Annotated in this window: 20 protein-coding genes and 1 tRNA gene; 16 read left to right on the plus strand and 5 right to left on the minus strand. The window is 64.3% G+C overall.

The features are described from left to right. Positions 1–336 precede the first annotated feature (336 nt). From ACNQOV_RS08800 to ACNQOV_RS08815, 4 genes are all read right to left on the minus strand, one after another. Positions 337–633, minus strand: a complete 297-nt coding sequence (locus ACNQOV_RS08800; protein WP_416394184.1) for a hypothetical protein — start codon at positions 631–633, stop codon at positions 337–339. Next, positions 630–1,628 carry a tyrosine-type recombinase/integrase gene (locus ACNQOV_RS08805; RefSeq protein ID WP_416394185.1) on the minus strand — a complete coding sequence of 333 codons (999 nt, stop codon included), beginning with the start codon at positions 1,626–1,628 and terminating at the stop codon, positions 630–632. Before ACNQOV_RS08805 ends, ACNQOV_RS08800 begins: the two co-directional genes overlap by 4 nt. Before the next feature lie 161 nt (positions 1,629–1,789). After that, entirely contained in the window at positions 1,790–2,053 is a 264-nt protein-coding gene (locus ACNQOV_RS08810) for an ImmA/IrrE family metallo-endopeptidase (RefSeq protein WP_416394282.1), read from the minus strand. 21 nt (positions 2,054–2,074) lie between these two features. Then, positions 2,075–2,671, minus strand: coding sequence for a helix-turn-helix domain-containing protein (locus ACNQOV_RS08815; RefSeq protein ID WP_416394283.1), 597 nt, complete (start codon positions 2,669–2,671; stop codon positions 2,075–2,077). Between the two features lie 152 nt (positions 2,672–2,823). On the opposite strand from ACNQOV_RS08815, the gene ACNQOV_RS08820 reads away from it, so the two are divergent. The 15 genes from ACNQOV_RS08820 (at position 2,824) to ACNQOV_RS08890 (ending at position 10,662) form a co-directional block, all read left to right on the plus strand. Continuing rightward, the gene (locus ACNQOV_RS08820) at positions 2,824–3,108 is read left to right on the plus strand and encodes a hypothetical protein (RefSeq protein WP_416394188.1); all 285 of its coding nucleotides are present in this window, start codon (positions 2,824–2,826) and stop codon (positions 3,106–3,108) included. Then, positions 3,105–3,299: a helix-turn-helix domain-containing protein gene (locus ACNQOV_RS08825; RefSeq protein ID WP_416394190.1), complete on the plus strand. Its 195-nt coding sequence runs from the start codon at positions 3,105–3,107 to the stop codon at positions 3,297–3,299. The genes ACNQOV_RS08820 and ACNQOV_RS08825 overlap by 4 nt, the downstream gene beginning before the upstream one ends. A gap of 448 nt (positions 3,300–3,747) precedes the next feature. Beyond that, on the plus strand, positions 3,748–3,912 hold the full coding sequence (locus ACNQOV_RS08830; protein ID WP_416394192.1) for a hypothetical protein: 165 nt from the start codon (positions 3,748–3,750) through the stop codon (positions 3,910–3,912). 70 nt (positions 3,913–3,982) lie between these two features. Continuing rightward, the gene (locus ACNQOV_RS08835; RefSeq protein WP_416394193.1) at positions 3,983–4,396 is read left to right on the plus strand and encodes a hypothetical protein; all 414 of its coding nucleotides are present in this window, start codon (positions 3,983–3,985) and stop codon (positions 4,394–4,396) included. After that, positions 4,396–4,794, plus strand: a complete 399-nt coding sequence (locus ACNQOV_RS08840; protein WP_416394194.1) for a hypothetical protein — start codon at positions 4,396–4,398, stop codon at positions 4,792–4,794. The genes ACNQOV_RS08835 and ACNQOV_RS08840 overlap by 1 nt, the downstream gene beginning before the upstream one ends. Next, positions 4,791–5,273, plus strand: coding sequence for a helix-turn-helix domain-containing protein (locus ACNQOV_RS08845; RefSeq protein ID WP_416394195.1), 483 nt, complete (start codon positions 4,791–4,793; stop codon positions 5,271–5,273). Before ACNQOV_RS08840 ends, ACNQOV_RS08845 begins: the two co-directional genes overlap by 4 nt. After that, a complete protein-coding gene (locus ACNQOV_RS08850; RefSeq protein ID WP_416394198.1) occupies positions 5,270–5,671 on the plus strand; it encodes a hypothetical protein in 402 nt (133 codons plus the stop codon). Before ACNQOV_RS08845 ends, ACNQOV_RS08850 begins: the two co-directional genes overlap by 4 nt. Beyond that, a complete protein-coding gene (locus ACNQOV_RS08855; protein ID WP_416394199.1) occupies positions 5,668–6,168 on the plus strand; it encodes a hypothetical protein in 501 nt (166 codons plus the stop codon). Before ACNQOV_RS08850 ends, ACNQOV_RS08855 begins: the two co-directional genes overlap by 4 nt. A gap of 110 nt (positions 6,169–6,278) precedes the next feature. Beyond that, entirely contained in the window at positions 6,279–6,590 is a 312-nt protein-coding gene (locus ACNQOV_RS08860; RefSeq protein WP_416394200.1) for an HNH endonuclease, read from the plus strand. Beyond that, positions 6,587–7,483: a hypothetical protein gene (locus ACNQOV_RS08865; RefSeq protein WP_416394202.1), complete on the plus strand. Its 897-nt coding sequence runs from the start codon at positions 6,587–6,589 to the stop codon at positions 7,481–7,483. The genes ACNQOV_RS08860 and ACNQOV_RS08865 overlap by 4 nt, the downstream gene beginning before the upstream one ends. Then, positions 7,480–8,745, plus strand: a complete 1,266-nt coding sequence (locus ACNQOV_RS08870) for a replicative DNA helicase (protein ID WP_416394203.1) — start codon at positions 7,480–7,482, stop codon at positions 8,743–8,745. The genes ACNQOV_RS08865 and ACNQOV_RS08870 overlap by 4 nt, the downstream gene beginning before the upstream one ends. A 297-nt stretch (positions 8,746–9,042) precedes the next feature. Further along, positions 9,043–9,291 (plus strand): hypothetical protein, encoded by a 249-nt coding sequence (locus ACNQOV_RS08875; RefSeq protein WP_416394205.1) that lies wholly within the window; start codon positions 9,043–9,045, stop codon positions 9,289–9,291. A gap of 108 nt (positions 9,292–9,399) precedes the next feature. Continuing rightward, the gene (locus tag ACNQOV_RS08880; protein WP_416394207.1) at positions 9,400–10,296 is read left to right on the plus strand and encodes a hypothetical protein; all 897 of its coding nucleotides are present in this window, start codon (positions 9,400–9,402) and stop codon (positions 10,294–10,296) included. Positions 10,297–10,305: 9 nt separating this feature from the next. After that, a complete protein-coding gene (locus ACNQOV_RS08885; RefSeq protein ID WP_416394209.1) occupies positions 10,306–10,509 on the plus strand; it encodes a hypothetical protein in 204 nt (67 codons plus the stop codon). A gap of 78 nt (positions 10,510–10,587) precedes the next feature. Further along, positions 10,588–10,662: transfer RNA gene (locus ACNQOV_RS08890), tRNA-Arg, on the plus strand. A gap of 21 nt (positions 10,663–10,683) precedes the next feature. Here ACNQOV_RS08890 and ACNQOV_RS08895 read toward each other — a convergent pair. Continuing rightward, entirely contained in the window at positions 10,684–11,172 is a 489-nt protein-coding gene (locus ACNQOV_RS08895; protein ID WP_416394210.1) for a hypothetical protein, read from the minus strand. A 559-nt stretch (positions 11,173–11,731) separates the two neighbouring features. Between ACNQOV_RS08895 and ACNQOV_RS08900 the strand changes: the two genes are divergently transcribed. Beyond that, entirely contained in the window at positions 11,732–11,962 is a 231-nt protein-coding gene (locus tag ACNQOV_RS08900; protein ID WP_416394211.1) for a hypothetical protein, read from the plus strand. Positions 11,963–12,559 lie beyond the last annotated feature (597 nt).

Genomic DNA, 12,559 nt, shown 5'->3' on the forward strand with positions numbered 1-12,559 from the left:
CGCCCGCGCGGACCGGCCGTGGGAGCCCGAGTCTCGGCTCCGCGGACAGTTTCGCGGTGCGGAGGCCGCGAAACTGTCCGCCTGGCCGAGTCTCGGCGGCGCGCCGAACCGGCGCGGCGGCGCGGCGGACCGGCGCGGCGGCGCGACCGCGCGGTGCGTACCCCCGGTGGGACTCGAACCCACAACTCGGCGAATAGGGAGGGACTATCCCGACACTTCCCGCTAACTCCCCTATTGTTCCCCTGACCAGCCCAAACGTTGTCTTACTGGTCCCGTCGCAACCCCAGACATCCCGCAGAATCCCGAGCAAAGCGCCGGGTAAGCGGTAGTCACCGGCTACTCGTCCGGACCGGCAAGCTCCTGCTGCAGCGACTCCACCTCGTCGCGGATCCACGCGATGCAGCGAAGGGTGTTGGGGCCTTCTTCGTGTGGCTCCGCGTCCATGATCGCCAACGGAATGCCAACTCCGACGACGAGCTGACGTTCCTCAGGATCACCGCTGATGTCGAACCCGGAAACCGGCACCGCGATGGCTCGACCTGCACACGCGAACTCCGTGCTGGCCACGCTCACCCACTCCGCAAGATCGTCGGCAACCTGCACCGCGAACGAACCGTAGATCAGTCGCTTCATGCGCTCTCCCCGAACTGGTCAAGGATGCTCCGCACGTCCGGTCCCAGGTACTCACGTGCCGCGTAGAACTTGCGCGTGACTGCAGAGTTGGAGTGGCCGAGCTGCGCACCCGCGTCCTCGATGTCGGCACCGTCTCTGATGGCCGTGGCCACCGTCTTGCGGAACGACTTGGGCGTCACCCAATCCGGGTAGTCGTTCGCTTGCTTGAACTCGCGCCACTGCCGGCGCATGTTCGCTGGGGACCGTAGCGTGCCTGTCGAGGACGGGAACACCCAATCGGAGTAGGACCGTTCGCGGCGTCGCACCAGCATCTCCCACACGAACACCGGCAGCTGCAGTCGGCGGAAACCTGAATCGGACTTTGGGCGTTCCTGCCGGATCAGCCCAACGCCGTCCAGTTGCACGGCAGTCGCCTGAATGGTGACGGTCGGCACAGCAACGTCCAAGTCAAGGTCAGTCCACCTGAGGGCCACGAGCTCGCCTGTGCGGACGCCCGTCCCCAACAGCATGTCGATCGGTTCTGCGAGGTCGGTCGTCCGCTGGCGGCGTGCGTGGTCGAGGCCCGCGTCCCAAGCTCGCAGATCGACGCGGAGCCTCCGAACCTCGGCGAGGGGAACGACCTTCACTTCCTTGCGTTCCATGCGGACCGCCTGTGCTTCGCGGACGGGGTTCGTGGCGACAGCGCCACGGCGAACGGCAAGTGCGAACATCGCGCTCAGGACCACGCGGGCAGTCTTCGCAGCCCCCGGCCCGCGCCGCACTGACAGCGTCTCCACCACTCGATCGATGACGGGGACTGTTGCCTCGCGCAAGCGCACGCCACCCAGGGCGGGCAGCACGTTCGTTTCGAGGGACAGCTTGTACTGCTGGACGGTAGAGGGAGCGCGCCCAAGCTTCTCGAGCACGGCTACCCACTGCGAGGCAAGCTCCGAAACCTTGCTCTCAGAAGTCAGGTCGGATCCATGGGTGCGGACACGGTCACGAAGGTGCTCCACCAGAGCATCCTCTGCGCGCCGACCAGTTGACCCCTGACGCGCGACCTTGCGCGTCACGCCATCGAAGTCGCGGAACCTGGCGCTTGCAGTCCACTTCCCCGCGCTCTGCTGGGTGCGACTAATCGCACCCCAAGTGCCAAGTACCAGCGGCGGTCGTGCCATTAGCCAACCCTTCTATGACCAGCATACGTCCTATCGCCTATCCGGTTGAGGACGTGGCGTCGGAATGCCTTAACAATGTCGACGGTGACGCACAGGTCATCGGCGATGGAATGGACGTCTGCGTTGAACATCTCGCAGCGCGCATATTCGAGCGGGTCGATCAGCAACGTTGCGGCGAATGCGTCCGCCTGGCGTGCGATCGCGCTGCTCACACCGAGGTCGCATGAATGCCCGTAGTACACATGCCCCAACTCGTGAGCGATAACGGACCGGCGCGGTCGGGATCATTCTGCACGCGGCTCGTCCGCCTTCCTCGCACCCCGCTTCGCTGCAAGTCCGTAGGTCGCCTGGCGCTCGCCGGCTTCCGGCTCAACATCGAAGTCCTCGTCAACGTCCGCGACGTCGGCAGCGGCAGCGGCAGCGGCAGCGGCAGCGGCAGCAGGGTCTGCCAGAGCGAGAATCGTCACGTCGTCCTGATCTGTTTCAACGGTCGCATGAACGTCCGACACTTCCTCAGCCTTCCGGCCGCGCTTCGGCATAGCTGCGAAGTATTCCTCGTCCCAAGGCCCGTCTCTGCGCACGATGGCGCGCAGGTAGCTCTCCTTGGCGAGCTCTACGTCGGTGAACCGCTTGAGCTGCAGCATGCGGGGCATCGTCATGCCGGACGGAATCTCGGCGGCGTCGAGGTAGCCCGCCGCGACAAGCGCAGCAAGCGGACTCTCGTCGAAGCGGCGAGCGACGTTGATGACCTGTTCGGCCTTCGGGAGGCTCTGCCCGCTCATCCAGCGGCTCACCGTCCCTGTGTTCACCCCTGCGGCTCGCGCGATCGCCGACTGATTGTTCGACAGCGCGCGCAGGTACTCAGGCCAAGTCGTGTCCATATCCACGGCGCGAACGTAGCACCAGGTGTTGCGTGCGCGCAACATCTTTGCCCCCGAACTGGGCTGGAAACATGGGGTATGCGGCGCGACACGCCGTAGACACACCGCGCAATGTCGTTGCGTTGACGCATAACCGGACGTACCTTGTTCGCATGCAGAGCAACCCGAAAGCCGCGCAGAGCCGCTTCACCAACGCAACACCCGCAGGAACCCTAGTCCTCAACGTGCCCAAGCTCAACGAGCTGCGAAGGGCTCACGAGCTGCAGAACGACTCAGAGTTCGCCCGCTTCATCGGCGTCAACCGAGCCACCCTGTACCGCGTCAGCACCGGACAGGCAGCCCCGTCCAACTCGTTCATGGCCCGCATGAAGCTCGCCTTTCCCTCCGTGCCGCTCGACTCCCTCTTCACGGTCGATGTCCTGGCGGCGGCGTCATGAGCGCGCTGCTCCGCAGTCACGAGGCGGCTGACTACATCGGCGTTGCCCCGAAGACGCTCCTCAACTGGCGCTCGCTTCGCAAGGGTCCAGTCGCCGTCAAGCAAGGCCGACTGCTCGGCTACCGCGTCGAAGACCTCGACGCCTACCTGGCTCAGCACCGCGAGTCCACCCCCGGCCAGTCGCCGGACTGACCATCCCGCTCTGCAACACAGGGCCACGCCGACGAGGTCGGTGCCAGCGGTTCGAAACCGCCGTGGCTCACGCAACACCCACATAGCTCGCAGGACGACGCACCAGCGCCAATGCGCCAGCGAGCGACATACAGAGGAACAGAGGCGGTCGAACCGCAAGTGTGCGCGCCCCGTTGTGGTGAACGGGACGGCATTACCCCTCGTCGCGCCGTAGGCAGCCCCGGCAGGGGTGCTCCCTCAAGTTGTCCCGCGATCGGCAGCGACCGCACAGAACACAGCCCGTCCCCAGGAGGCACCGCATCTGCGGCTGTCGGGGGCACGTCGGGATCGGCACTCGACGGCGGGCACTAGACGTCAGACCCCGAGGTGCCGGCTGAAACGTCGGTGGTTCTTGGTGACAGCGGGTGCTGGCGTCCACTTCTGCACATCCACACCGAAGGGACACCCCATGAACGTGCCCGATATGCACAACGACCCGCTCGTGCTGCTGGCGCTCGCCGCGCTCGTCTGGCTGCTGTTCGCGGTCCAGACATACCGCCGCCGCCCGAAGCCGCGGAAGCCCGAGCAGTCCGACAGCCCCAAAGCCGACGAGTACCGCAACCGCTGGCACTGACCACTCCCACAAACAGCGAAGGCCCGTCGCTGCAACGACAGGCCCTCGGACCCTCCACGAAGGAAGAGCAATGAACACCGCCATCATCGCACAGCAGCCGCTCACGGGCCAGCAGGTCATCGAGCAGCACGGCACCGACACCCTCGAGCTCCCCATGGCCTACGTCAACTCGTACCCGGTCTACGGGTCGAGCGGGACTCCGAAGGTCGGTGACAGGTACGTCGCCATCCACCGTCAGGGGCCGTTCGGAAGCCCGGCCTACCGCGACGAGGTCACCGCCGACATCATCGACCCCGCCAACCCGGGCCACCTCGGTACCGATCCGGAGCCGGGGCGGCAGTGGGGGTGGGACGACGAGGACGACTCTTACCAGTTCATCTTCACCGTCGTCGGCGTCTACATCCTCGACAGCATCACCCCGAACATGGCCGACCTCACGTTCGCCGCATCGTTCCACCGCGCACCGCAGGAGGTGACCGCCTGATGGCCGCGTTCGCCCCCACCGCCCAGCAGCGACGGAAGTACGCCGACCACGGCGTTCGGTTCCGGGACGCCAAGGCCAACAGCGCTCGTGTTGGTGTCGACGAGAACGGCGACGTCATTCGCTGGCTGTTTCAGATCCACCGAGTGCCCTCGGAAAAGCTGTTCATCGTCTTCATCTACCAGGGAGCGACCGCGGCGGAAGTCGAACAGATCGAGCGGGACTGCGCAGCCCTCCCCAACGGCGAGTGGGCTCGCTTCCCCGAGCGCTGGTGGCGGTCCCACTACCGCAGCAGCAGCCGTGTGTTCTACCGCCAGACGCGCGGCCTCCGCGCTTCCGACCCGCTCGCGCAGCTTGAGCTGGAAATGATGATCGACGCGACCTCAGAGGTGACCGCATGAGCAAGACCCAGAACCGCGCCGGCGCGTCCCTCAAGGCCTTGCGCACCAGCCACGGGGTGTCACAGCCCCTCGTCGCTGCGATGGCAGGCACATCGACCGCCTACCTCGCGAAGGTGGAGGACGGCATGATCGCACCAACCACCAGCTACATGCGGAAGGTCACGGAGGCGGTTGTCCGGCTGATGCAGGACCCGCCCAAGCCGTGCCCAATCCTCGGCTGCGACAACACGAAACACATCGACGGCATGGACGGCCGGACCGGTCTGGCCGAACTGCACCACGCCGACGAGAAGCGTGGTGAAGGCTGGACCGTCAACGTCGAACGACTCGACGGACAGGACCACGCGTGGTCGGTCTACGCAGAAGTGTCCGACGACATGGCGCTCGCCGCATCTGACTTCCTCGCGTTCTCCGCTGCATACCAGGAAGCGTCGGCCTACGCCGCAGTCCTCAACGGACGAGGGGCGGTCATCCGATGACCGTCAACGCCGCTGACGCTCCTTTCTGGGCAGAGCTCTCCGAGAACGACGTCATCACGATCAACGGGCGCGATCGAGACATCACCGACCACTACGGGACCGTCGCCGCCATTCCACTCCCCGGCTCCCCCTCGCCTGGTCGCTCTGCCGCCACGTTCGACATCAACGTCCACCGATGCGACGTGATCGACGAGGACGACAGCACGAAGGCCCACCCCGGCGCTTATCGCGTCACAGCCGGTGTCGGCGAGGCGGAATCGACGCTCAACAGCCTCAACGCCCTCGAGAAGTTCGCACGCGACCTGCTCACCGCAACAGCGGCAGTCCGAGCGGTGCTGACCAACGACTCCACGACTGCCACCAGTTCCGCCGTCGCAGATGCAGGAGAACCCGAATGACCCACCACATCGTCATCAGCCAGGCCCTCTCAGCACCCGCACGCGAGGCGCTGCGCGACCACCTGTCCGTGTCCTACCAGATGCATGACCTGCTCGACATCGAAGGTGGCACGTGGACGCTCGACGACGCACGGGCCGCAGCGACCGAGCTCACAGCAGCCGGGTACGGGCACACAGAAGCAAACGGCGACTTCCAGTGGGACATCATTCCCCACATCCCCGCGCAGCTGCCCACCGACAACCTCGACGAGCTGGTAGAGGCAGTCGAGCTCGTCGACCGAATCGCGCACGACATCATGGCCGTTCGGACACCCGAGAACCCGGACCCGAGCAACCCGCTCGGCATCTCCTGGCCGATCCTCCTGCAGCTGCAGAACGTCCTCCGAATCGCGAAGTACGCGCAATCCGGGAAGCTCAGCGCCACAGACGTCAACACGCAACTGCCGGCCGTGGCAACGATGCTCGCGAGGGCGGTGCGCGACCAGGTCAAGGTATGACCGGGACAGCGCTCGAGCGATTCACGCCCGTCTGGGATCTTCCGTGGATGCCTGCCACCTGCTGGGGGGCGTTCCCTCGTCGGCGACGCCTCCCGCACTGGCGGCGAATCATGTTCGCCGAAGCACGTTGGCAGTGCTCCGAGTGCGGCAGATCCACCGGGGACGCATCGCGACCCGTGCCCCTGCACATCGCGGGCCAGAACACCACGCTGTGGTTCACCTACCCCGTAGTGCTCACGCTCGATCATCGAGTGCCGGTTGCTCTGGGCGGGTGCTCGCACCGTCACAACCTCAGCGCCCTCTGCGACCAGTGCAACGTCGACAAGGGCACTCAGCTGCCATGGGATCACGATCCCGGCGCTGACCCACACCACAACCGGCGAGCGGACATATCCGCGACCTGGGTTACGGAGGCTCCATGACCGGGGTGCCGTTGGCCGATACGGCCGGGGCAGTTTTCATCACCGTTCGTCCCGCACTGATCAAGCGCATGGGTAATGCGAACCTCGCCATTGTCTGGCAGTGGATCTACTTCCGCACTACCGACAACAGCCCATCTGCGTACGACCGCGAAGGCGAACGTTGGTGGTGCGTCAACCGCGACGAGATAGCAGACGAGACAGGTTTGCGCTCCGATCAGGTGCGCCGCGCCCTCGAAGCGCTCGAGAAGGAAGGCTACCTCGAGGGTGCACATCACGCCTTGGGAGGGCCGTACGACCGCAAGCGTTCCTACCGCTGCATCCTTGCAAACGCCGATATGGCAAATCTGCCAGATGCATCGGGCGAATCCGCCACGGAGACGCAGCCTTCACAAGAGGTCGAACAGACCGGTCTACCCCTCTCGATCCGCACAAACACCGAAATGGCAAATCTGCCCGATGGATCTGGCGAATCCGCCGAAAGCATCCGGCAGATCCGCCCGATGCACGGGGCGAATTCGCCCGATGTTCCTCTTACTAAAGAAGTTACTTCTACGTCTTACGTCGCTGACGCGACGATCAGACCCGATGTCCTCGAACTTCTCAAACACCTCGACGCAGCACTGGCTCGCAACGAGGTGAAGCTACCCAAGAGGAACAAAACCAACATCGACGCAGCACGGCGACTTATCGACATCGATGGACGAACGGTCGACCAGGTCAAGCGCGCAATCGACTGGGCGACCACCGATTCGTTCTGGCGATCGAACATCTTGTCGATGTCGAAGCTCCGCGACAAGTACGACCAGCTACGCCTGAATGCCCAACGTGACCAGCTCGCAAAGACCAGCCGGCCGGCCTACGAAGGCAGAGAGGAATACACCCCACCCGAATGAACGAAGACACCGAAATCCCACGAGCAGAGCTCGCCGTTATCGGCGCGATCATGCACACCAACGGCAGGGCCTTCGACCGGATCGCCCTTGCCGGACGCGACTTCGAAGACGGACGCCACGGCGACCTGTTCGACCTCATGCGGCAACGCCACGACACCGGCCTCCCCGTCGACCACGTCACCATGACGATGCTGCCCAAGGTGGACGTTCGCTACATCGACCAGGCGTACGAAGCCGGCTGGTACCACGCAGTCGTCACCACGCACGCCGAGGAAGTCGCGACCGCGGCCCTGCGGCGTCGCCTCGCCAGCGTTGGCCAGCGCCTGCAGCAAGTCGGCGATGACATCGACCAGGGGCAGATCCGAGAGCTCGTGTACCAGCTCGTCGATAACGCGATGGGCGCGACCGTCGCGAAGGTCGCCTACCTCGAAGACATCGTCGAGGAAACGGTTCAGTACATGACCGAGGCGCAGCAGTTCGTGCCGACGCCATGGCCGAAGCTCAACCGCATGATCGGCGGACTTCGCCCCGGCGCTCTATACGTCTTCGGCGCGAGGCCCGGTGTCGGCAAGACAGTCGTCGCTCAGAACCTCGCGCAGGCCCTCGCCGGCCACGGAGGCGTGTCGTTCAACTCGCTCGAGATGGGTCGCTACGAACTGCACCAGCGGTTCATCGCGGCCAACAGCAACCTCACGCTCTACCGCATGAAGAACGGCCTGCTCGATGACCGCGACGTGCAGACGATCCGATCCAACCTCCTGCAGGTGTCACCCCGAGTGGCGATCGACGACCGCTCGTCTGTCACGCTCGCTGAGATTCGACAGCACGCTCGCCAGGTGCAGCACGACGCTGGCCTTTCGGGAATCGTCGTCGACTACCTGCAGCTGATGGAAGGTCCAGCTGGCAGCCCGCGGCACGAAGTGGTCGCGACGTTCTCTCGCGGGCTAAAGATCCTTGCCCGTGACCTGCACGTTCCGGTCATCGCGCTGTCACAGCTGAACCGCAATAGCGAATCGACACTGTCGGGCCAGCCGAAGCTGTCTGACCTCCGCGAGTCCGGCGCGATCGAGCAGGACGCCGACTTGGTCGTCCTGCTGCACCGCGAGAAAGACCCGCAGACGCAGAAGCTCGACGACATCAGCATCACGTTCGACGTCGCCAAGAACCGCCACGGTGAAACGGGCATCGTCCGACTCGACTGGGATGGCGCACACTCCCGCATCACCGACCCGACCGTTACCGGTTGGGAATCCGCCGCATGAAGCCCGCGCGAAGGGAACCCGACATGACCGGAGAAACCAACGTCCGCATCCCAACGCTGCTGCTCAGCCGAGACGGGTACGAAATCGAAACCGTACTCGTTGGACCGCACGCGAAGTACACCGCCTGGGTGCTGCTCCACCGCCGCCCTAGCGGGCGAGTGGCCACCGCGGCGTCCGGATGGACCGAAGGGCACGAAGAGGCCCGTAGGGAGGCGTTCACGGCGTTCATGGAGCACAAGGAGATGTGCGCCGCTCTGCACTTGCCGGTGCGTTTGAGCGAGAGCGAGGTTAGGCAGCGTGACTGACCCGGTGGACAGCGACGCGCTGCGGAAACTAGCTGCACAGTGCAACGACAACAACTACAACGCCGACAACGGCTGGCTGTTGGGGTCTGCCGCAGATGCACTTGATGTTGCCGCCGACGAGTTGGACCGGCTGCGTCTTGCAATCGAGAACGCACCCCACGAGAACACCCGCAGCACCCCGTGCAACGCGGCCCTCTTTGAGACAGCAGGTTGCACCTGCTGGAAGGCAGGGGCGCGGTGAGCGCCAACCTGCCATGAACGCCACCGCGTTCCTCTCCCACCACCCGACTTGCACCATCGGCCTCGTCAAAGAATACGGCGAGCGCCGCGACCTGCCCACGGAGGCACCGTGACCGACACCATCACCGAAGACATCGACCCAGCCGTTCTCTTGTCCCTCTCTGCCGCTCGAGCCCATCAGCGGCTCGACGAAGCACCCGGACTCGTCGCATACGTCCGCACGCTGGTCACCCCGGCCGGCGCTCAGCGCAGCGACGGCCAGCCCCGCCCAGCTTCCAAGGAAGCGCCAGCACCACTTCGAGTCGACGCAGTCGATGCGGCCGACAGCACCTACGCGCAGTTGCTCAACTGGGTGAGCTACTGGTCTGAAGCTCTCCACATCGCCCCGCCCGTCACAGCGACGTACGCCTGGTCGAACGTCAACGAGACGCAGGGGTTCCGCGCCGGCATCACACCGGAAGGCGCGGGCATCCTCGTTCGGAATGTCACCGTGTGGCTGCTGACCCACCAGGACAAGATCGAACGCCACGAGTACGCAGGCGGCTACTTCGAGGACGTCGCCAGCATCATCTGGGATCTGCGCAAGAAGTTCCCACGATCCGGACGGGGCACGCGTCCAGTGGTCCCCCGCCCCTGCCCCGTGTGCAGCAACGACGAAACCATGGGAGTCGAGTGGCAGTCCGAACAGCTGACGGACTTCACCCTCTCCTGCAGCTACTGCGGATTCGAAGGCAGCACGACCGCCCTGCTGAAAGATGCAGACGTGCGCAAGCTTGTGCAGCACATGAGGGTCGAGAACGTACCGGAAGCGACCGTCTGGTGGACGAAGAAACAGGCGGCTAGCGAAATGCGCCTGACCCCCCAGACGCTCAACCGGTACATCCAGAACGACGGACTCGCCACCCACACCGCCAACGGCACGGTCTACGTCAACGCCGACCAGCTCCGAGAGCTCTGGCGCGGGAAGCGTCTGCGTGACATGTCGAACCGCGCAGTCTCTGGGTAGCCTCACCACATGGACGCTCAAGACGAGTACGAACACGAAACTCGCGTGTACTGGGATGCGCTCGTGGACTCCATGAGCGTCGGCGGACGGAGCGTTGTTGAACGCTCTCTCGCACGATTGTCGCGCCATGAACTCGAACAGCTGATACTCACACGGCTCATGGACGCGGCAATCGACGAAGTGAACAACGCCACGCCGACAACCCCGGAATAGCGGGGGTGTTCATTCATGGGCTAGAATGTCCGTAACACCGCATGCCCGCCCGACATTAAGCCGGGCGGGCATTGCAATGCGCCCCTAGCTCAGCGGAAGAGCAACGAGCTTCTAACTCGTGGGCCGGCAGTTCGAATCTGCCGGGGCGCTCCAATCGATGTCCACACGCAAGCTTCAGAGCTTGGGTGCTTCGCTAGTTCTTGGCTTCGGACCGCTGAGCCACTTGTCACGGAACTTCTGCCGATCTCTGAGCGCCTCGAAGCTCGAGCGCAGTAGGAAAATGCCGACAATGATGAGTCCGCCACCAATGGCAAAGAACACCCAGATTGGCAATTCGACCTCACCGAACGTTTCACCCACTGCTCGAAAGACCCAAACTACGCCTGCAACCAGAAGGCCGATCCCGTAGAGTGCAGACGCCCAGACGTAGAACAGGGCAAACCTCTCGCGTGGCGCTCGGTAAGAATTAAGAATTCGCTCCGCCAGCTCGTCGCGAAGCGCCTCAAGACTTTCGCGCCCAGCCGTAGACTCAGTCGTGTCTTTCAAAATCGCGGTCACACGTTCGAGCTGCCGCATCGGAGATTGCTCCCGCGCAGTTGTGAAAGCACCAAGTGCAGCTGTTACCCCGATGCCAGCGAATGTAGCTACTACCGCCCAGTCCACGCTGCCCTCCTCGTGCGTTGGATGATCCTAGCGCGAGTAGTCGCCCCCAACAGCGCACCAGTGAGGATGCTTGCGGGACGATGCTCTGGCATCACGATCCGCTCTGCCCGCACCGGTTCGCTGTTCTATGTCGTCCTCGCTAGCGAGGATGCCCTGCGCGCACCACCGCGCAGGACAGGCGCAACTGGTTGAGGGACCAGTTCATTGAGTCCAGCCGTGGGACAAGAACGCCGAACACGGACGCGGAGGCTGCAACCGCGACAACAACAGCCTTTGACTTCCGCGTCGGGATCTGTTCGGGTCAGAGCTCAGCGCGGAACCACGATGGGGCGTGGCGTAATTGGTAACGCAGCGGATTCCAAACCCGCCGATTGCAGGTTCGAGCCCCGCCGCCTCTGCCACACGCTTCGAGTGCACCATCGACGAGCACTGAACAGACACCGCCCTAGGTAACCGCTGACGAGCGAACTTGGGTGAGCGATGACCACTACCGCACAGCGGTGCGTCGCACTCGAACCCCACGAAGAGCCGATGAATGACAGGGACCGAAGCAGTGGGCATGAGCATCACCGAAACAGAGTTCACCCAACGCATCGCTGACATCGACGCCCGTTTTCAGGCCCGCATCCGCAACCAGATTGCCTCCATCAACCGGGTGCTGGCCGGCGCTACCTACGACGACGAGATGGCCACACTGCATGAACAGCTAGCCACCGTCACCGCAGAGCGCGACCAGCTGCGTATCGAAGCCGACCAGCTAAACAAGCAGCACGAGGACACACAGTCGTGACCGAGTGCGAGGCATGCGGTACCCGGTACTCATCCGAAGCAGCAGCCCGACGCTGCGCTGACGACGACGACAGGCGGCCACGCAAGCGCGACTGGCTGCAGCCCGACGACTGGGGTTGAACGAATGAGCATGCGCGTCTGCTCGGTCGCCGCTTGCCCACAGCTGTACGACGCAGCAGAGGGCAGCCGCTGCGCACACCACCGTCACACCGCCGACAGGGCACGAGGGACTGCAGCTCAGCGCGGCTACAACAGCGCAGCACACCAGCGCTTTCGACGTTCCGTACTCGCTCGTGATCCGATCTGCGTCGAGTGCGACCTTGCACAGTCGACAGTTGCCGACCACTGGCCCCGCTCACGCAAGGAGCTCGAGGCGCTAGGGCTCAATCCGAACGACCCGCAGTACGGACGCGGCCTTTGCAAGCCGTGCCACGACACCGAGACAGCACGCAACCAACCGGGCGGCTGGCACGCGACCTGATCTGAGCCCCGCCATCTGGTATATGACCCGCCAACCACCAGGGGGGAGGGTGATACAAGCCATGGTACAAGGGACCGCCGGGGAGGTGGCTCAGTGGTGCGGAGGGTTCAGAACATC

It is taken from the genome of Curtobacterium sp. LFS084, from assembly GCF_047977705.1.
Taxonomy (GTDB): domain Bacteria; phylum Actinomycetota; class Actinomycetes; order Actinomycetales; family Microbacteriaceae; genus Curtobacterium.

Excerpts from the sequence above, each read along its gene's own strand:
- ACNQOV_RS08800 (WP_416394184.1), bottom strand. The coding sequence starts at position 633 with ATGAAGCGACTGATCTACGGTTCGTTCGCGGTGCAGGTTGCCGACGAT.
- ACNQOV_RS08815 (WP_416394283.1), bottom strand. The coding sequence starts at position 2,671 with ATGGACACGACTTGGCCTGAGTACCTGCGCGCGCTGTCGAACAATCAG.
- ACNQOV_RS08820 (WP_416394188.1), top strand. The coding sequence starts at position 2,824 with ATGCAGAGCAACCCGAAAGCCGCGCAGAGCCGCTTCACCAACGCAACA.
- ACNQOV_RS08825 (WP_416394190.1), top strand. The coding sequence starts at position 3,105 with ATGAGCGCGCTGCTCCGCAGTCACGAGGCGGCTGACTACATCGGCGTT.
- ACNQOV_RS08830 (WP_416394192.1), top strand. The coding sequence starts at position 3,748 with ATGAACGTGCCCGATATGCACAACGACCCGCTCGTGCTGCTGGCGCTC.
- ACNQOV_RS08835 (WP_416394193.1), top strand. The coding sequence starts at position 3,983 with ATGAACACCGCCATCATCGCACAGCAGCCGCTCACGGGCCAGCAGGTC.
- ACNQOV_RS08840 (WP_416394194.1), top strand. The coding sequence starts at position 4,396 with ATGGCCGCGTTCGCCCCCACCGCCCAGCAGCGACGGAAGTACGCCGAC.
- ACNQOV_RS08845 (WP_416394195.1), top strand. The coding sequence starts at position 4,791 with ATGAGCAAGACCCAGAACCGCGCCGGCGCGTCCCTCAAGGCCTTGCGC.
- ACNQOV_RS08850 (WP_416394198.1), top strand. The coding sequence starts at position 5,270 with ATGACCGTCAACGCCGCTGACGCTCCTTTCTGGGCAGAGCTCTCCGAG.
- ACNQOV_RS08855 (WP_416394199.1), top strand. The coding sequence starts at position 5,668 with ATGACCCACCACATCGTCATCAGCCAGGCCCTCTCAGCACCCGCACGC.
- ACNQOV_RS08860 (WP_416394200.1), top strand. The coding sequence starts at position 6,279 with ATGTTCGCCGAAGCACGTTGGCAGTGCTCCGAGTGCGGCAGATCCACC.
- ACNQOV_RS08865 (WP_416394202.1), top strand. The coding sequence starts at position 6,587 with ATGACCGGGGTGCCGTTGGCCGATACGGCCGGGGCAGTTTTCATCACC.
- ACNQOV_RS08870 (WP_416394203.1), top strand. The coding sequence starts at position 7,480 with ATGAACGAAGACACCGAAATCCCACGAGCAGAGCTCGCCGTTATCGGC.
- ACNQOV_RS08885 (WP_416394209.1), top strand. The coding sequence starts at position 10,306 with ATGGACGCTCAAGACGAGTACGAACACGAAACTCGCGTGTACTGGGAT.
- ACNQOV_RS08900 (WP_416394211.1), top strand. The coding sequence starts at position 11,732 with ATGAGCATCACCGAAACAGAGTTCACCCAACGCATCGCTGACATCGAC.